General features: G+C 69.5%; 16 protein-coding genes and 6 pseudogenes. 14 read left to right on the forward strand and 8 right to left on the reverse strand.

What is annotated here, in order from left to right; genetic code table 11:
• Positions 1–215 precede the first annotated feature (215 nt).
• The 4 genes from ACIRRH_RS34610 (at position 216) to ACIRRH_RS34625 (ending at position 2716) form a co-directional block, all read left to right on the forward strand.
• Positions 216–1775 carry an NPCBM/NEW2 domain-containing protein gene (locus ACIRRH_RS34610; RefSeq protein ID WP_403075576.1) on the forward strand — a complete coding sequence of 520 codons (1560 nt, stop codon included), beginning with the start codon at positions 216–218 and terminating at the stop codon, positions 1773–1775.
• A 94-nt stretch (positions 1776–1869) separates the two neighbouring features.
• On the forward strand, positions 1870–2055 hold the full coding sequence (locus ACIRRH_RS34615; RefSeq protein ID WP_403075394.1) for a hypothetical protein: 186 nt from the start codon (positions 1870–1872) through the stop codon (positions 2053–2055).
• A 113-nt stretch (positions 2056–2168) separates the two neighbouring features.
• Positions 2169–2528 carry a hypothetical protein gene (locus ACIRRH_RS34620; protein ID WP_403075397.1) on the forward strand — a complete coding sequence of 120 codons (360 nt, stop codon included), beginning with the start codon at positions 2169–2171 and terminating at the stop codon, positions 2526–2528.
• A complete protein-coding gene (locus ACIRRH_RS34625) occupies positions 2519–2716 on the forward strand; it encodes a hypothetical protein (RefSeq protein WP_403075399.1) in 198 nt (65 codons plus the stop codon). The genes ACIRRH_RS34620 and ACIRRH_RS34625 overlap by 10 nt, the downstream gene beginning before the upstream one ends.
• Before the next feature lie 32 nt (positions 2717–2748).
• Here ACIRRH_RS34625 and ACIRRH_RS34630 read toward each other — a convergent pair whose 3' ends face one another.
• The 3 genes and pseudogenes from ACIRRH_RS34630 to ACIRRH_RS34640 all read right to left on the reverse strand — a co-directional run bounded on the left by ACIRRH_RS34630 (position 2749) and on the right by ACIRRH_RS34640 (position 5247).
• Positions 2749–2994: a helix-turn-helix transcriptional regulator gene (locus tag ACIRRH_RS34630; protein WP_403075401.1), complete on the reverse strand. Its 246-nt coding sequence runs from the start codon at positions 2992–2994 to the stop codon at positions 2749–2751.
• Positions 2995–3179: 185 nt separating this feature from the next.
• Positions 3180–3959: pseudogene (locus ACIRRH_RS34635) on the reverse strand (transposase family protein); the annotation flags it as partial.
• An 808-nt stretch (positions 3960–4767) separates the two neighbouring features.
• Positions 4768–5247 carry a nuclear transport factor 2 family protein gene (locus ACIRRH_RS34640; protein ID WP_403075403.1) on the reverse strand — a complete coding sequence of 160 codons (480 nt, stop codon included), beginning with the start codon at positions 5245–5247 and terminating at the stop codon, positions 4768–4770.
• A gap of 310 nt (positions 5248–5557) precedes the next feature.
• Between ACIRRH_RS34640 and ACIRRH_RS34645 the strand changes: the two are divergent.
• The 3 genes and pseudogenes from ACIRRH_RS34645 to ACIRRH_RS34655 form a co-directional block, all read left to right on the forward strand.
• A pseudogene (locus ACIRRH_RS34645) lies at positions 5558–5815 on the forward strand (IS630 family transposase); the annotation flags it as partial.
• Positions 5816–6015: 200 nt separating this feature from the next.
• Positions 6016–7104 carry an IS110 family transposase gene (locus tag ACIRRH_RS34650; protein ID WP_403075405.1) on the forward strand — a complete coding sequence of 363 codons (1089 nt, stop codon included), beginning with the start codon at positions 6016–6018 and terminating at the stop codon, positions 7102–7104.
• A gap of 17 nt (positions 7105–7121) precedes the next feature.
• A pseudogene (locus ACIRRH_RS34655) lies at positions 7122–7424 on the forward strand (transposase); the annotation flags it as partial.
• Between the two features lie 125 nt (positions 7425–7549).
• Here ACIRRH_RS34655 and ACIRRH_RS34660 read toward each other — a convergent pair.
• Positions 7550–8266, reverse strand: coding sequence for a class I SAM-dependent methyltransferase (locus ACIRRH_RS34660; protein WP_403075408.1), 717 nt, complete (start codon positions 8264–8266; stop codon positions 7550–7552).
• A 101-nt stretch (positions 8267–8367) separates the two neighbouring features.
• Positions 8368–8610, reverse strand: a pseudogene (locus ACIRRH_RS34665) (IS1380 family transposase); the annotation flags it as partial.
• Positions 8611–8960: 350 nt separating this feature from the next.
• On the opposite strand from ACIRRH_RS34665, the gene ACIRRH_RS34670 reads away from it, so the two are divergent.
• Positions 8961–9584 (forward strand): hypothetical protein, encoded by a 624-nt coding sequence (locus ACIRRH_RS34670; RefSeq protein WP_403075410.1) that lies wholly within the window; start codon positions 8961–8963, stop codon positions 9582–9584.
• Between the two features lie 86 nt (positions 9585–9670).
• Here the strand turns inward: ACIRRH_RS34670 and ACIRRH_RS34675 are convergent.
• Positions 9671–10821: pseudogene (locus tag ACIRRH_RS34675) on the reverse strand (ATP-binding protein).
• Positions 10822–10908: 87 nt separating this feature from the next.
• Here ACIRRH_RS34675 and ACIRRH_RS34680 point away from each other — a divergent pair.
• Positions 10909–11382: a hypothetical protein gene (locus tag ACIRRH_RS34680; RefSeq protein ID WP_403075412.1), complete on the forward strand. Its 474-nt coding sequence runs from the start codon at positions 10909–10911 to the stop codon at positions 11380–11382.
• 226 nt (positions 11383–11608) lie between these two features.
• Positions 11609–12334, forward strand: a complete 726-nt coding sequence (locus ACIRRH_RS34685) for a hypothetical protein (protein WP_403075414.1) — start codon at positions 11609–11611, stop codon at positions 12332–12334.
• A gap of 22 nt (positions 12335–12356) precedes the next feature.
• On the opposite strand, the gene ACIRRH_RS34690 is transcribed toward ACIRRH_RS34685, so the two are convergent.
• Complete coding sequence (locus ACIRRH_RS34690) at positions 12357–12539, reverse strand: hypothetical protein (RefSeq protein WP_403075417.1); 183 nt, start codon at positions 12537–12539, stop codon at positions 12357–12359.
• On the opposite strand from ACIRRH_RS34690, the gene ACIRRH_RS34695 reads away from it, so the two are divergent.
• From ACIRRH_RS34695 to ACIRRH_RS34710, 4 genes are all read left to right on the forward strand, one after another.
• Entirely contained in the window at positions 12519–12848 is a 330-nt protein-coding gene (locus ACIRRH_RS34695) for a hypothetical protein (RefSeq protein WP_403075420.1), read from the forward strand. The two genes, ACIRRH_RS34690 and ACIRRH_RS34695, sit on opposite strands and share 21 nt — an antisense overlap.
• A 434-nt stretch (positions 12849–13282) precedes the next feature.
• A complete protein-coding gene (locus ACIRRH_RS34700) occupies positions 13283–15181 on the forward strand; it encodes a putative Ig domain-containing protein (RefSeq protein ID WP_403075423.1) in 1899 nt (632 codons plus the stop codon).
• 141 nt (positions 15182–15322) lie between these two features.
• The gene (locus ACIRRH_RS34705; RefSeq protein WP_403075425.1) at positions 15323–15766 is read left to right on the forward strand and encodes a hypothetical protein; all 444 of its coding nucleotides are present in this window, start codon (positions 15323–15325) and stop codon (positions 15764–15766) included.
• A gap of 499 nt (positions 15767–16265) precedes the next feature.
• On the forward strand, positions 16266–17273 hold the full coding sequence (locus ACIRRH_RS34710) for a zinc metalloprotease (protein WP_403075428.1): 1008 nt from the start codon (positions 16266–16268) through the stop codon (positions 17271–17273).
• A gap of 159 nt (positions 17274–17432) precedes the next feature.
• Here the strand turns inward: ACIRRH_RS34710 and ACIRRH_RS34715 are convergent.
• Positions 17433–17714 (reverse strand): annotated as a pseudogene (locus ACIRRH_RS34715) (DDE-type integrase/transposase/recombinase); the annotation flags it as partial.
• Positions 17715–17803 lie beyond the last annotated feature (89 nt).

The following is a 17803-nucleotide window of genomic DNA, read 5'->3' on the forward strand; positions in this document are numbered from 1 at the left end:
AAGTGGCCGCCGGGGTCTTGACGCAGGTGCGGGGAGAGGACTGAGACTCTGGTGCGCACGGTCCTGTTCGATTCTGTCGACTTGTGGAGGAACTTGTGCGTTTGTGCTCAGGTGCACCGCCCCGGCGCCTCGCCGCCGCACTCACCGTGCTCGCCCTGCTCACGGGCGGCGGCGCCCTCGCCACCGGGCTCCAACTCGCCACCGCCGCACCGGCGATGGCCGTCGAGAACGGGCTCGCCCGAACCCCGCAGATGGGTTTCAACAACTGGAACTCCACCGGCTGCGGACCGCAGTTCAACGAAGCGATGATCAAGGGGATCGCCGACCTCTTCGTCAGCAAGGGCCTCAAGGCGGCCGGCTACCAGTACATCAACCTGGACGACTGCTGGTCCCTGCCCAACCGCGACGCCACCGGCAACCTCGTCCCCGACCCGGTCCGCTTCCCCGGCGGCATCAAGGCGCTGGCCGACTACATCCACACCAAGGGGCTGAAGTTCGGCATCTACTCCAGCGCCGGCACCGCCACCTGTGCCCTGACCGGCGACTCCGGGAGCCTCGGCCACGAGCAGCAGGACGCCGACCTGTGGGCCTCCTGGGGCATCGACTACCTCAAGTACGACAACTGCACCAACCAGGGCATCGACGCGCAGACCCGCTACAAGGCGATGGGTGACGCGCTCAAGGCCACCGGCCGCCCGATCCTCTACTCGATCTGCGAGTGGGGCGAGAACACGCCCTGGACCTGGGCACCGGGCATCGGCAACTCCTGGCGAACCACGGGCGACATCGCCGACAACTGGAAGTCGATGCTCGCCAACGCGCACGCCAACCAGGCCCTGGCCGGCTACGCCGAGCCCGGCGCGTGGAACGACCCGGACATGCTGGAGGTCGGCAACGGCGGCATGACCGACACCGAGTACCGCACCCACATCAGCCTCTGGGCCGAGATGGCCGCCCCGTTGATCATCGGCAGCGACCTGCGCACCGCCACCCAGAGCACGCTCGACCTCCTCACCAACCCGGACGTCATCGCGGTCGACCAGGACCCGTTGGGCAAGCAGGGCACGGTCGTCTCCAACAGCAGCGACCTGGTGGTGATGACCAAGCCGCTGGCCGACGGCAGCCGCGCCGTCACCCTCACCAACGAGCGCTCCGGCACGGCCACCATCAGCACCACCGCGCAGGCCCTCGGCATCGGCGGCGCATCGTCGTACGCGCTCAAGGACCTGTGGTCCAAGCAGACCAGTACCAGTACCACCGGCACGATCAAGGTCTCCGTCCCGAGCCACGGCACGGTGATGCTCAAGGTCACCCCGGGGGCCCCGGTGCTACCGCCCGCCGGCCAGAACCACCTCAGCGACCTGCAGTTCGCCTCCGCCACCAACGGCTGGGGCCCCGTCGAGCGGGACACGAGCAACGGCGAGGCCGCAGCCGGTGACGGCGAGGCCATCAGCATCCGCGGCGTCCAGTACCCGAAGGGCCTGGGCACCAACGCCCCGAGCGACATCAGCTTCCACCTCGGCGGCACCTGCAAGAACCTGACGACCGACGTCGGTGTCGACGACGAGACCGGCGGCGCCGGCTCGGTGACGTTCCGGATCTGGAAGGACGACACCTTGGCCGCTGACAGCGGCCTGCTCACCGGCACCGATCCGGGTAGGCACCTGAGCATCGACCTCACCGGAGCCACCACGCTGCGCCTGGTGGTCACCGACGGCGGTGACGGCAACGCGGCCGACCACGCCGACTGGGCGGCACCGGTGCTCACCTGCTGACTGAACGGCGGGACCGCCGCCCGGGGCAGCGGTCCCGCCAGGGGCTGACGCTGAGCGAGGGTTCAGCCTGCGCAACAGCTTCGGGGCCACCGACGTGGTGGACCTGTCCGGCTACTGCCGGCCGAACGACGGTCGGCGCTTCACCCCGAAGTGCGCGGAGCAGACCAGCTTCCCGGAGTCGATCAGGGTGTTGGAGAGCGTCCGGACCGGGGTGAGCATCGGACGGCCGTGGCTGAAGACGGCCAAGGGGCTGTCGTACCAGTTGATGCCCTCATGGTGACCAGCATGTCCGGGTGGGTCTGGAGGATGCGGTTGCCGGCCTCCTCGAAGTCGGTGTACTCGTAGTGGCTGTCGTCCGGCCCCAGTTGGGTCGTCCCAGGTGTCGCCACCGCTATGGTCGGGCGCGGCAACTACTGGGTGCTCGGCGACGGACAGTCCCTGGCGGCGCAGTGGAACGGCGACAGCCGGGTCCGCGTCTACCTCAGCTTCTACCGCACCGACGAGGACTGGTTCGCCGCGAGCGGAATCCCCTTCGACGACCCGGCCGCCGTCGGGGTGAGGCTGATCGACCTCTTCGCCGGCTGGGACCCGCGAGTCCTCGCACTGATCGAGGCCTGCAAGGACACGATTGTGCCGCGGCCGATCACCACGCTGCTGGTCGGCCTGACCTGGCCGCCGGCGCCGGACGTCACGCTGCTCGGCGATGCGGCGCACTTGATGCCGCCGGTGGGGCAGGCGCCGACATGGCGCTGATCGACGGCGCCCTGCTCGGCCTCGCCCTGGCTGCGCATCCGGGCGACTTCCCCGCCGCCGTGCGGGAGTACGAACGCGAGTTGGTCGACCGCACCGGCGCTGCCGCCCGGCAGTCCGCGCAGATCCAGGACGTCCTGGCGTCGCCGGACGTCGGCCGGAAGACGCTCGCGTTCTTTCAGTCCGGCTGACCGCTGCCGGATGCGGGGAGGCGGCAAGCGCGTCAGTCCGTCGGCCTGCCGCCGACCTGCCAGTCCCGCGGGGACACGCCGTACGCCTCGCGGAAGATGCGGCTGAAGTGGCTGGAGTTGGCGAAGCCCCAGCGCCGGGCGATCTCTGCCACCCCGAACTCCTCGGCCATCGGCCGCAGGAGGTCCCGGCTGCAGCGCTCCAGCCGCTGGGTGCGGATCCAGGTGCCGAGGGTGACGCCCTCCTGCTGGGACAGCTTGTGGAGGAAGCGGAGCGACATGTAGTTCGCTTCGGCGATCCTGGACGGCGAGAGGTCGGGATCGCGGTGTAGTCCTTGACCCGCTCCAGCGAGGCCGAGCTCTGCGATTCCTGCGGCCGTGGCTGCCCGCTCCGGTCGTCGACGAGCAGCGCCAGCAGTTCGAGCGCCGTCGCCGCGGCCCGGCGTCCGACGCTCGCGTCCAACCGCTCCGCCTCGCGCGCCATCTGCGTCAGATAGGTTGCCAGGAGCGCGGCGCTGCCCTCGGCGCGGCTGAACGCCGTCGCGGTCAGCCCCCGCAGAGCCTTCTCCGATACGTCCAGCTCCGCGCGGGGAAAGTGGAAGGACGTGAAGGCGAAGTCCTCGTCGATCTTCTTCCGGAAGACGCGGGACGAATCGGTGAAGGAGAACTCGCCCGGTCGGATGAGCGACTCCCGCCCGTCCTGTTCCTTGAGCGAGGTGCCGCGCTCCTGGAGGCTCAGGAAGAGCGACGGAGGCCCACCCGCCGCGATCATGCGCGTGCCGCGCGTGACCACCTGCGGTCCCGCCTGGATCCTTGATATCCGCACCGGGCCCAGCTGGCGGCTGACGATCGTTCCGGGGGACGGCACCTCTTCGAGGAAGCGCACCGTCATCGGCATGAAGGTGTGGGACACCGCTTCGTGCCAGACCTCCGCCCGGGAGGAGGCGGACAGGGGCGCGGTGGAGAGGGACGCGAACGTCCGGTGCGGACAGCCGCGCGTCTCGCAGCGGAACCGACGCACCGACAGGGCGATGGCCACGGCCCGACCGCCAACGGCCAGGTCGGCGATCCGCCGCCGGTAGCGGTCATGCACCCGGGCCGAGCCGGCATCGCACTCCGGACAATATGCCTGTTTGGAAGCCGTGCGAGCGGTGATCCGCAGCCCGGCCTCCGCGACGCGGACCTCCTCGACCGCCAGGCCGGACAGGTGTGGGAGCAGCAGCTTCAACGTCTGATCACATAGCACTACTGTTCAAAGATCGATCTGATGATCAGTCACGCTGGGCGATCCCGAAATATTGATCAGATCCGTCTGCCGCGTCCGCTGACATGCCACCAACATCATGACTTCTCGCAAATCGCTCGATCTGAGACGTCAAGCAAGTCCAACACGCTTACTTGACAGGGAACCAGTTCGACGCCGCCCGTATCCGCCCCCTCGCCGAACCTGCAGGAGATGAAGTCCCGCGCGACGCAGTCCGGGTACCGGCCGAGCTCCGCCGGCCGCGTCCCCGGTCGTACCAAGGGGCCGGGCGTCGGCACAGTCCGCACCGCCCACGCCGCCGCGCGTCAGGCCGCACCGACGCGACTACACATTGTTCTGATTTGTCCCAGCGCACCGTCTCTACCACGGTGTTTTCGACCATCAGGGTGCGCTTCCATATGCTGAAGGCAGGCACGCCGTCTCTCTGCTTGATCCAATTTGGGCTTCGACACCTCAAGGGTCACAGAGGACGGCGTGTTTCACGTCCAGCCGTAGATCAGCGCACCCACACATACGGCAGGAGAGCCGTTATTGTGCTGTCGGGTCTGCCGGATACCCTCCCGGCGACGGCTGGGTCGCCGGCCCGGACGGCACACGAACCCCGATCACTGCGGGCAAGGTGTCTGCTGGGAGGAGGCCGAAGACCACACGTCCGGCACCGAGAACGGCTTCACCGCGATCGTCGTCGAAGGCACTCCACTGGCCCTCTTCGCCCCCGAGTCTCGCGGCTGCCCCTCACCGATCATCAGGACCCGGCGACCTTCGGTCGCCGGGCCCCAAAGCGAGGTCATCAGGCGTTGGATGCATCCGCGACGGGAAGCCGTTCGGTTCCGCCGCCGAAGGGGAGGAAGACAGTGCGGCTGGCGAGGAACCAAGCACCGTCGATCTTGCGGAAGACGTCCTCATAGTGGCCGACATTCGCCGGGAGCCGGGGCTCGATCATCCCACCTGAGTAGCCATCGACCCGGTATGTCGTCAGATACGAGACGGCCCGCGCTGTCGCCTCGGACTCCACCGTGACCAAGATGTTCGTCATCAGGCGCCGAGACAGCCTGTCGGCCGGGCGGGAGGCGAAGTAGGCGCGCAGGGCCTCGCGCCCCTCGATGCGCCGGTCCCCGAAGGGCCAGTCCCAGACACCGTCAGGCGTGAACAGCTCGGCCACCGAGCTCGGTTCACCGAGGTCAAGGCGGTGGATGAAGTCCACGATGATGCGCTCGCAGGCGCGTTCCGCGAGCATTCGCTCGACCGGGGGCATGATTTCGTCGTCCACGCCCCTGTCTATCAGCCCTGACCGGATCCAGGGCAACGGCTTTTCCGCATGAGCACCGGCAGGACGGTCGCCGGGGCCCCAACTTCGCGTCGCTCCAGGCCAGCCCAATCGTCACATTCCGTAACCACCGCACTGTCGTCAGCCGCAAACTAACGCTGCCAGCCGCCGCAAAGAACGCCTTCCAACTGCCTCGGCACAGCGGCGGGGCGCCAACACAGCTGACGCCCCCTTAACCCCGGAAGCATGCAGGTCAGCAGGGGCCGCGCTGGGTCTTCCCGACAAGACTACCGACTCCCGCCGCCGACTCGCCCAGGCCCTGGATCGGTCCCGGCCGGTGCTGCCGATAGTGCCTGGCATGCCCGAGCGTCGTAGCCACGACTACGTGCGCAACGGACTGACCACCCTGTTCGCCGCCTTCGATGTCAGCAGCGGCAAGGTCATCAGTTCACTGCACCGCCGCCACCGGGCCCAGGAGTTCAAGAAGTTCCTCGTCGAGATCGACCGCGAGGTTCCCGACGGGCTCGACATCCACCTGATCTGCGACAACTGTGAGCATCATGGTGTGCCGCAGGGGACCGGAGCCTGACCCGTGCGACAACTGGCCGCAGGTGCCTTGGAGTAGATCTGTCGGCTTCCGGTCCCCTGCGGCGCCTGCTGCCGCCGGCCCGGTGAGCGTGTCCCGATAGGGGCTTTGCCGCACAAGGCACCATCACAGTTCTGACCGCCCCCGGACCGGCGTCGGCCACCAGCCCCAGTCCGAGGAGCCTTGTGACCATCACCAGCTTGCCCTGTCCCGCCCTGCCCGCACAGCACGTCCCAGCTCTGGCCGAGGATGTGATCCTGGGGGTCGACACCCACAAGGACATCCACGTCGCCGCTGTGATCACCTACCTGGGGGCCTCTCTCGCGCACCAGGAGTTCCCAACCACGGCCGCTGGTTATCGCCAACTGATTGGTTGGGCAGAGTCGTTCGGTGTCGTCCGACGTGCTGGCGTTGAGTGCACCGGCTCCTACGGAGTCGCGCCGACCCGGGCCCTGCGCCGGGAGGGCATTGACGTGGTCGAGGTCAACCAGCCCGACCGCGCCACGCGGCGCAAGCGCGGTAAGACCGACGCCGTTGACGCGGACGCGGCCGCAGGGGCCGTTCTGTCGGGACGCGCTACCACCACGCCGAAGACTTCGGACGGTCCTGCGGCGGACATGCGGGTGCTGCGGCTGGCCATGGAATCGGCCGTCAAGGCACGCACGCAGGCAATGAACCAGCTCAAGGCCGTCCTCCTGGTCGTCGACCCCGATCTGCGCGAACTACTCACCGGCCTGACCAACCCGGCCCTGATCGCCACCTGCGCGGCACTAGACGACGATCGAGACGAGGCGGTCTTCACGATGCGCTCGCTCGCCCGCCGGGTCCGGAACCTCTCCCAGGAGGTCAAGGAGCTGACCAAGCGCACCACCAAGGCTGTCCGAGCCAATCGGCCGCAGCTGCTGGAGCTGGCGGGCGTCGGGCCCGACAGTGCTGCGGCCCTTCTCATCGCCGCAGGCGACAACCCCGAAAGGCTCACGGACGAGGCATCGTTCGCGGCTTTGTGCGGCGTGAGCCCGGTCGAGCAGTCGTCCGGCAAGACCCAGCGAAGGCGGCTGAACCGCGGCGGCCACCGGCAGGCCAATGCCGCCCTCTACCGCATCGTCCAGTCCCGCATACGCTGGGACGAACGCACACAGGCATACCTGCAGCGACGCATTGCCGAGGGCATGTCCAGGCGCGAGATCATTCGCTGTCTCAAACGCTACGTCGCCCGAGAGCTCTACCGGCACATAGGCCCTTCAGTGACCGCCGACATGTCATCTGCCGCTTGACGAACCATAGGGGCATCTACGCCACCCACAAGACCCCCGCGATCCGGGCCTGGCTGGAGCGGCATCCGCGCTTCACCGTGCATTTCACTCCGACCAGCTCCTCGTGGATCAACCAGGTCGAGCGGTGGTTCGGCTTCCTGAGCGACCAGATGATCCGACGCGGCGCCCACAAGAACGTGCAGGCCCTCGAAGCCGACATCCGCGCGTGGGTCAAGGACTGGAACGAGAACCCCAAGCCGTTCACCTGGACCAAGACCGCCGAAGAGATCCTGGACTCCCTCGCCCGCTTCTGCCAACGAATCTCTGGCGCAGGTCACTAGTCGAGGATGGACAGCAGGTCCTTGTCCGCGAAGCGGCTGGTGACCGCCGCGGTGCTGAGCGCCCGGTCGACTTCCCCGGCCGAGTAGAGCTGCGCGCAGGCTCCACGGGGTCGGTTCGCTGGCGGTCAGCCGATCGGCCGGGCCCGCACCCAGACGCGGTCCTCCGTCAGGTACGACTCCACCCGCAGGCCGGCGTCCGCCAGGGCCTGCTCGAAGGCCTCCGTGCTGAGCGGGCGGGACAGGAAGGTCTGCGTCCAGGTGCCGTCCGGGAACTCGTACTCCGCGTGGACGGAGTTCACCCCGTCGCCCACCGCGGTGGAGGAGGTGAGCCGGAACACCCCGTCCGTACCGGGGATCCGGCTCTCCCGCGGCACGTTCCGGTACCAGTCCTCGCCCTCGCGCTGCATCAGTACGCAGCCGCCCTCGGTGACGTGGCGGCGGCAGGTCTCCAACAGGGCCTGGCGGACGGTCACATCGCCCGCGTGCACCAGGAAGGAGGCGAGCATGACGACGTCGAAGCGCTCGCCGAGGTCCAGGTTCTCAATCGGGCTCCGCACCTTGCGAATGTCCGTGTGCACCCGGGCCAGCATCTCGGGGGACTCGTCCACGGCTGTGACGGTGAAGCCGCGGTCGGTCAGCGGGTGCGTCATCCGGCCCACACCGCAGCCCAGTTCGAGGATGGACGCGCCGGGCGGCGCGGCGGCCTCGATCACGTCCGGGGCGTCGCCGACGGGGAGGCGGGAATACAGCTCGACCGCGCAGCCGTCCGGGGTGATCGCGCCCGGGCCGGTTCCGTCGTGACCCTTGCGACGCGTAATGTTCGTGTTCGTGTTGTCGTCCATGGGGCCATCGGAACACGGGGGGAGCGGGGACGGAAGGCCGGTTGGACGTCTTTCGGCCAGTCCGTCAGGGACGGCCGGTTCTCGTCCCGGGTACCGTCAGTCCGTTTGGGCTCCCAGCGCCGGGCGTCGCCGGTCAGGGCGAGCATCGGTATCCGGGCCAGCAGGTCGAGGGCGATCTGGACGATATCCCGCCAGATCCGGTTCTGGGCCGCGTCGTGCAGGGGCAGGTTGCGCAGGCCGGTGTCGCGGGTGGCGCGGATGCGGTCCTCGGCGCGGGCGCGTTGGCGGTGCCGTGGTTCCAGCCGGGCGATCGGTGTGCCGGTGGCGCGTTGGGTGGGCGTGGCTGACGAGACGAACAACGGCCGATCCCGGGCTCGGCGCGGCAGGCTCGACGACCCGTGGTGGGAGGTCCGTCTCCTCCACGAGAGGCTCTGCCCGGCGTCGAGGCGTCCGGTGTGACCTGTTGGTGCCGGGGGCGTCTGGCCGGCTCCTGCACCCCGGCGTCCTGGAGCTCGCGGGCATGACCCCGGGCTGGGAGTCCGCTGCGCGGGTTGTGCCGATCGGCACAACCCCACGGGTCCTCGGGCGGATCTACGTGCCGATCGGCACATGGTGCGGATATCCCGGTGACGGCGAGGCTGATGGGCACCGGACGGCGGTCACCAGGGCCGCCGTCAACGAAGGGAGCCCCCCGATGGTTCACGGCATCAAGCCCCGCACCGCCGCCGCCCTCGCCGCCGTCGGCCTTGCGTTCGCGACGATCGCTACCGTCACCCCGGCCTCCGCCGCCGGCTCCGCTGCGCCCGCCGAGGGCCATCCCGTTCGGCTGGCGAGCGTCACCGGGTCGGCGCGGATCTTCTACGCCTTCCAGCCTGACGACGAGATCCGGTTCACCATCGACGCTCAGGCGGCCCCGTACACCCGGGGCTTCCCGGGTACCCGGATCAAGGACGGCCTGCCGACCGATGCGCGCGGCACCGTCCACTTCACCCACCGCGTCGCCGGGACGGGGGCGGTGGGTACCGCCGACGCCGCGGTCGACTGTCTGGTGACCGGGGACCACGTCGCCACGTTGACCGCCGTCATCACCACGTCGGATGCGATGCCGGTCGGCCAGCGGGTCGGCCTGAGCATCTCCCAGGGACACGGCCACGGCAAGGACCGCCTCGGCTTCTCCTGGGGTGTTGTCAACCTTGATGTGGACGCCAACGGGAAGCCCGTGCCGCCGGTGGTGGGCACCTGTATGGCACCGGCGCCCTTCGCACCGGTCGTCGGCGGCGGTTACACCGTTCACCCGGGCGACCTGGAGATGAGGTGAGGGATCACTGGCTCGCTGGTGCTGCCCGCCCCGACCCGGTGGGGGCTGGTGTCCGCGCTGGTGTCCGCCCTGGCGCGCATCGGGTGTCAGTGGTGGGTGGTCGTCGAGATCCGGGCGAGGACGGCCGTCGCCTGTGCCGGGTCGGCGCGGAGCCAGGCGGTCAGGTGCTCTCGGACGGCATCGGCGACGCAGGCGCGGACGGGGTCGTTGCCCAGTCGGTCGCGGATGGCCCCCTCGAACTTGGGGTGATCGAGTTTCACCGACACGACCGCCGTCAGGCCCGTGCCGAGCTGGGTGGGAGTGAAGTCGGGGTCGGACGGGGTGAGCAGCTGGTGCTCCCGGGCGTAGGCGTTGACCGCGGCCGCCGGGCCGTCGCGAAAGCCGACTCGTGTGTGCCGCCGCCGGTGGTCGGCTGGCTGTTGGCGTAGCTTGCGACCCGCTCCTCGCGGGAGTCGTACCAGCGGAGGGTCACCTCGACGGTTCCGTCCATTTCGGAGTACTCGCGCTCGAAGCCGATCACGTCCGGGTGGAGGGGGGCGCTCTGCTCTGCGATGTGGTCCCTCGGTCCGCCCGGGAAGTGGAAGCGGACGGCCCGGGGCACCGCGGGGTCGCGGTCATCGGCCAGGGTGATGTCCAAGTCCCGGTTCAGGAAGGCAAGTTCCCTGAAACGCTCGGCCAGCGCGTCGAACGAGAACTCCAGCGTCTCGAAGATCTCGGCACCGGGCCGGAAGGTGATCGCGGTCCCGCTGCCGCCTGCCGGTCCCGCGTGGGCGGGCGGCGCGACAGCCACGCCTCGCTCGTACTCCAGCACCCAGCGGGCGCCGTCGCGTCGTACCTCGGCCGTCAGATGGCCTGACAGGGCGTTGACGACGGCCAGTCCCACGCCGAAGTAGCCGCCGAACAGCGAGCGCCGGTCGGCAGGCTGTGTCCCGCAGCAGAGCACGGCCAACCGGGCCTCCAGCGGACGGCCGTCACTGTGGCGGGCGTGCTCGACCGGAAGGCCCGTGCCGTCGTCGACGATGCGGATGTCGCCGTCGGCGGTGAGGGTGATCTCGACACGGCTGGCAGTGCCGCCGAGAATCTCGTCCAGCGCCCGCGCGGCGACCTCGAACACCAGGTGGTGAAGGCCGCGTTCACCGACCGATCGGATGTACATCCCCGGCCGCTTCCGAACGGCCTCCAGGCCTTCCAGAACCACGATCGTGCTGGCGTCGTACGCCTTGGACTCCTCGCTCATGATGCCCCTCCGAAGGTGTCCGACAGAGATCCCCCAGCCTAGGAGATTTCCGAAAAGACACCAGTTCAGAGCCAGTTTAGCGAGGCCGTGGACGGGCTCCTGAAGGGCAGTCGGGAGCGCCCGACCGGGAGGGTGTCGCACTGCCGCCGCAGCCCCCTGGAGACCGTCTGCGGCACTGTTCCGGCGGGCTGCGGGGCCACTGTCGCAGGAGTCCACGACCCGAACGCCCGCCTGCTCCTCCTGCCCGCGCTGGGCGACAGCGATCTCCCCGCCGACGCGGCCGATGTCGTCCGCGGCGCCCAGATGTGGGCGGGAGCGCCGGAGACGGAAACCCACCGGGCTGCTGAGGCCTTGCTCCTGGGTCATCCGTACTGGGAGCCGGCCGGATGGTCGCTGCCGTCCGCGTCGCCGTTCTCCGGCAGCAGCAAGGAATCCTTCACCGGCATCCTGTGCTGCGACGAGCCCGGAAGTCCTTGGTTCGGAACACGCATAGCTCAGGGCATCACCCGGGAGCAGAGCGACCGGTTGGCCCGTGCGCTCGGCACGTGGCCCACCACCTGAAACGAATCCTGTGTCGCGCGAGGTGGCCCAGCGCAAGTACCGAGGTGCTTCCGGAACTCGGCAACACCGTTTCTGTCGGCTGTGGACCGTTCTCGGCGCTGACCAAGAATCGGTGATGGGCCTCGGCGACAAAGCCACGCTGCTTCCGCCTCTGCGGAGGAGTCCAGCTGGAGCGCCCGGAGCCCGACGAGAGCCGAGTGGGCGAGGACGAACGAGCTGGATACCGATGCGCGGTATCGAACTGCGGATGGCGCCCGCCACCGGAGCGGACCAGGCCTCGCCGGTCGACCTGCGCAGCCCGTCCACCTGTCTGGGCACCTTCGACCGAGATACCGGCCGGCTCCTGTGGCGCGCGGCCGACACCGGCGGCTGGTACGCCACCGGAGACCTGATGCGCCCGGACGGGGAGGGCGGCCTGCGCTACGCGGGCCGGGCCTCCGACCGGATCTCCGGTACCACCCAGCTGATGATCCCCGTCCTGGACGTGGAGGCGGAGCTGCGCGAGCACCCGGCGATCGCCGATGTCGCCCTGGTCGGCTACCCCGCCGAACACGGCGACCTTCCATGCGCGGTCGTCGTCCCCGCCGGCGAGCACGTCCCCGACCTGGCCGAACTGCACACCTGGCTGGCCGGACGCGGCATGACCGACTGGTACTGGCCCACCCGCGTCGAGATGGTGCCGCGCTTCCCCCGCAACGAGCTCGGCAAGGTCCGCAAGAACGTCCTCCGGGCCTGGCTCATCCGGCGCCAAGCCACTGTCCGACACCGACGACAATCCGACCGCGCCCGCCGACGCGTGACCGAACCGCCGCTCCAGCCAGTACCACCGGGTCCGTTCACCTCGGGGACGTTGCGTCGGGCCGGGCCACGAATGGATTCGGCCCGACCAGCGGCACCGACAATGGCTACAGCTCAGACGAGACCCGATCCGGCCGCTGTAGAGATTTCCTGACCTCCGGCCAGGAGCTGTCGGGTCAGCCCAGGGCCATGAAGCTCGTGAAAGTGGAGTTGGTCTTCTCGCCGGGAGAAACATCGATCGAGTCGCCCACGCACGCCCCAGCGGAGGTGTGCACCTGCAAGGTCGAGTTGGTGTTGTTGACCAGGCCGTAGGAGTGCAGTGCGACCGGCTTGCAGACGTGGTACCTAGGGTTGCTCACTACCGCAACCAGCCCGGCTGGAACGCCCTGTGGCAGCACCGCACCGGCTGGCACGCCGACGTCACCCTCACCGGCTCCCGCCACGGCTCGTACACCGACGCCCAGCCGCTGCTGCCGCAGCTCGCCCGGCAGGGCGTGCTCAGCACCGAGCAGCTGCGCAGGGACGTCGGTGACATCCGCCCCGGCCGCGCCGAACTCGCCACCCCCTCCTACGTCGCGTCCTTCTTCGACTGCCGGCTGCGCGGCCAGGACGACCACCTGCTGGACGGGCCCTCGGCGCGCTTCCCGGAGGTGGCGTACGAGCGTTAGCGGGCCGGGGTGGCGGCGGGCGGAGCCACGGCGCCGCCCCCTCCCTGACGACCCGTGGACGAGAGGCCCTCGTGCGGCGGTGAATTGCCGTCAAGGTGAACTCGCCGTACGGCGGCCGTGCGGATTCCGGAACCCCGTTTCCCGCTCTATTCAGTGAATGACTACACGCGTTGATCCCTTTTCATCAACGCCACTTGACCTGCTTGGACGCGTTTCTTAATCGTTCCTTACCCTACGCCGTTGACCGGTGTTCATCAGCTCTGCTTTCCTTCTTGCGCAGGCGGCGAAGAACCGACGGGCAGTCAATTCCGAGCGTGCGCATGAATTCGACCGGAACCCTCCCCCGACGGAATCCGCCGCCGGCCCTTCCCCACAAAGGGATCGTTCCCGGCCCCGGGCCGTGGACGATCGGCAGAAGAGAGGCACCCTCACCCATGGGTCACTCCCCCAGGACCGGACGCGCGAGGTACGCGGCGCTCACCGGAATAGCGTCGCTCGCGCTCGCCGCCGCCGGCTTGGCCGGCGCGGCCGGCCCGGCCTCCGCGCAGGACGTCTCCAGCTCGCAGGGCAGCACCACCAACGAGTTCAACCCCTGGAGCCCGCAGAACGGCCACCCCTACCGGCACGGCGCGGTCCCCGGCATGTCCCAGCACGAGAACTACAAGAAGTGGCTCGCCGCCCACAACCAGGCCGCGGCGACGGGCCAGCAGACGCTGTCGTACGGCGGCGGCGTCGACGGCATCGGCGTGCAGAGCGGGCACTCCAAGGTCTACCTGGTGTTCTACGGCAACCAGTGGGGCACCCAGACCACCGACGCCAACGGCAATGCGAAGTTCTCCAACGACTCGGCCGGCGCCGCCGGTGCCACCCAGCAGATGTTCAAGGGCATCGGCACCAACGGCGAGACCTGGTCGGCCGACCTGACCCAGTGGTGCGACGGCCCCAACGTCGCCACCGGTGCCGTGAGCTGCCCGTCCAACGCCAACTTCATCCCGTACCAGAGCGGCGGCGTCCTGTCCGGCGTCTGGTACGACAACGCGGCCGCCTCGCCGAGCCAGGCCAGCGGCAACCAGCTCGCCCAGGAGGCCGTCAAGGCCGCCGGCCACTTCGGCAACACCACCGCCGCCGCCAACCGGGACGCGTACTACATCGTCCTGTCGCCGCACGGCACCAACCCGGACGACTACCAGAACCCCACCACCGGGTACTGCGCCTGGCACGACTGGAACGGTGACACCACCCTCACCGGCGGTGCGGCGAGCTCGCCCTACGGCGACATCGCCTTCTCCAACCAGCCGTACAACATCGACGCGGGCTCCAACTGCGGCGTCGGCTTCGTCAACTCGCCCGGTACGCTGGACGGCTGGACGATGACCCTCGGCCACGAGTGGCACGAGATGATGTCCGACCAGAACCCGGCCGGAGGCTGGACCAACCACGTCTCCGGCAGCAGCTACAACGGCCAGGAGAACTCCGACGAGTGCGCCTGGATCCAGCCCGGCAGCACCGGCGGCGCCGCCAACATCTCCTTCGGCTCCTTCGGCAGCTACGCCGAGCAGGCCAGCTGGTCCAACGACACCAACTCCTGCGCGATCTCGCACGCCATCCTGACCCACGGCAACACGGTCACCGTCACCAACCCGGGCAACCAGAGCGGCACCGTCGGCACGGCGGCCAGCCTGCAGATCAACGCCACCGACTCGGCCACCGGCCAGACGCTGAGCTACTCGGCCACCGGCCTGCCGGCCGGCCTGTCGATCAACTCCTCGACCGGCCTGATCTCCGGCACCCCGACCGCCGCCGGCACCTCCAGCGTCACGGTCACCGCCACCGACAGCACCGGCGCCGCCGGCAACACCAGCTTCACCTGGACCGAGTCCACCAGCGGGGGCGGCGGCGACGCCGTCACCAACGGCGGACTGGAGAGCGGCAGCCTGACCGGCTGGACCGCTGCCGGCACGGCCTCCGCCACCACCTCCGCCGCCCACAGCGGCAGCTACGGCGCGATGGTCGGCGCCACCGGCCCGACCGGGGACTCCTCGATCGCCCAGACCTTCACCGCGCCGACCGGCTCCAGCAAGCTGTCCTTCTGGTACAGCAACACCTGCAACGACACCGTCACCTACGACTGGGCCACCGCCACCCTGAAGGACAACACCACCGGCACGACCACCACGGTCCTGGCCAAGACCTGCACCACCACCGGTACCTGGACCAACAAGACGGCGACCGTCACCCCGGGCCACTCCTACACCCTCACCCTGAGCAACCACGACGACAACTACCCGGGTGACCCGACCTACACCTACTACGACGACGTGACCGTCTCCTGACCACCGCCGCGCCGAACGCACCGGGGTGGGCCCAGCGCCCGCCCCGGTGCCGTTGCCGGTCCGGGCGCGGTCCGGCGGGATCCGAACCGGCCGTCGGTGCGTCGAACCGATACCCCTGGAACAACGGCGAGAGGAACCACCGTGAACCCGAGAAGACCCGCCGCCCTGGCACTCGCCGCCGCCCTGCTCACCCTGGCCGGCTGCGCCTCCGCCGAAACGGGCCCGTCGGCGCACGCCGCCACGCCGGCCACCCCGGGCCCGGCGACGGTCACGGTGGACGAGCACGCCGACCGCACCACGCTGAAGGCCGCCGTCGGCACGACCGTCACGCTCGCCCTCCACAGCACCTACTGGTCCGCCGCCACCAGCTCCGCCCCCGAGGTCCTCGCCCCGGACGGCGCCCCGAGCACCGCGCCGTCCCCGTCCTGCCGCCCCGGCGGCGGCTGCGGCACCGTCACCGCAGCCTTCACCGCCCGCGCCCCCGGCACCGCCCGCCTCACCGCGACCCGTACCAGCTGCGGCGAGGCCCTCAACTGCCCGCCCGAGCAGCGGACTTACGAGGTCACGGTGGACGTCGAGGACTGAGGTCCCATTGCTACCTGATCTCCGAGCCCGGGTTGGCCTCGTCCCACTGCCGCCGGGAGACGACGATCGCGTCGTGGTGGTCGTGCGGCCGGTCCGTCATCGCCCGCCCGGCTGTGCGTCGGCGGTGGTACTTGACCGGGCCGGTGCGCGTGCCCTGCGGGAGATCGTCTTCGTGGCGTCGTGGTCTCGGCGAGGCGGTCGGGGCGTCCGGTTCATCCGGCTGGTCAGTTCGTCCCGTGCCGTCGGCCGCTGTGCCGCTTCGCCGGGCAGGCGGGGGCGTCAACTTTCGGACAGCCCAAAGCCGGTACTGTGCGCGTGTGCGCGACGGGAAATGCTCCATGTGTGGCCGGGTCTGGCCGCTAAAACTTCCGTATTATGTCCGATTCATCGTCAGAACTTCCAGGCTGGAACGAGTCTGACGCGTACACGCGCCTCTGCGTAGCCTTGGCCCGGCGGTCCCCCTCGACCGCCGTCCCCCACAACTCCCTCAGGAGCGCAGATGCGTCGTTCCGTTCGCGTCCCCTCGCGTGCCGCCGGCAGATTCCTCAGCGCCGCGGCGCTGGTCGCAGCCCTCGGCCTCACCCAGTTCGCCGCCCCTTCCACGGCCACCACCGCCGCGGCCCCGCAGACCGCGGCCTCCACCGAGTGCGTCGAGGAGGCGGGCCACGACGACGCCGCGGCCCGCAAGCCCGCCGGCAACCCCGGTGGTCACGAGCCCAACGCCGTCACCGACGCGCAGGCCAAGGCGATGGACGCGGACCTCAAGGCCCGTGTCGCCCAGCTGGCGAACTCCACCCAGGGCGGGGCCCTCGCCCCCGGCGCGCTGGCGGCCACCACCACCATCCCGGTGTACATGCACGTCGTCCACTCCGGGACCACTGGCAAGCTGTCGGCCACCGACATCGCCAAGCAGATCGACGTCCTCAACGCGGCCTACGGCGGCCAGGGCGCGGGCAACACCCCCAGCCAGTTCCAGTTCCAGCTGGTCTCCACCGACTACACCGACAACGCGACCTGGTACTCCGACGTCACGCCGGGCTCCACTGCCGAGAAGTCGATGAAGAGCACGCTGCGCAAGGGCGGCGCCAACGCCCTCAACATCTACAGCGCCAAGCTCGGCCAGTCGCTGCTCGGCTGGGCGACGTTCCCGAGCAGCTACCGGTCCAACCCGACCGACGACGGCGTGGTCATACTCGACGGCTCGTTCCCCGGCGGCTCGGCCTCCAACTACAACGAGGGCGACACCGCCACCCACGAGGTCGGCCACTGGCTCGGCTTGTACCACACCTTCCAGGGCGGCTGCAGCGGCCAGGGCGACTACGTCTCCGACACCCCGGCCGAGAAGAGCGCCGCCTACCAGTGCCCGGCCGGCCGGGACACCTGTACCGCCGCCGGCGTCGACCCGATCCACAACTTCATGGACTACACCTACGACTCCTGCATGACGCAGTTCACCGCGGGCCAGGTCGCCCGGATGTCCACCGCCTGGGCCGCCTACCGGGCCTGACGACGGACCTGGTCCGGCGGTCCACCCGGATCTGAGGACCGCCGCCCTGACGCTGGCGGGTGCGTGGCGATGACGCCGCGCACCCGCCAGTACACCCCTGCCGGGCCGGGCCCCAACTGCGCCGGCCGCCCAGCTGGTTTTCAGTGCTGTGCGGCAGATTCAAATGGCTACTGAGAGGGCGTTTGGCGTAAGCGGATTGCCCTTTATGCCCTGGTAAGTTCCTCGCCAGGTTGGTGTGGCCTCGTCCGTTATGCGCTTGGTGAGGTTGTCGATCGAGGCGATGTGGATCACGGCTTCGGAGCTGGCCGGCAGGGTCTCGTAGTCGCGGGCCAGGCGCCGGCGCAACATGATCCATCCAAGACTTCGTTCGACCGCCCGCCACAGGTACCGCCGCTCACCGTTGATTTTGACGAAGACCTCGTCGAGATGCCACGTGTCCCCAGCCACGGGTCGCCGGCGGCGCAGCCCGTCCGCGTACGCCTGGCCGAACTTCAGGCACCAGCGGCGCACGGTCTCGTAGGAGACGATGA

The sequence above is a fragment of the Kitasatospora sp. NPDC101235 genome (genome assembly GCF_044767505.1).
Classification (GTDB): domain Bacteria; phylum Actinomycetota; class Actinomycetes; order Streptomycetales; family Streptomycetaceae; genus Kitasatospora.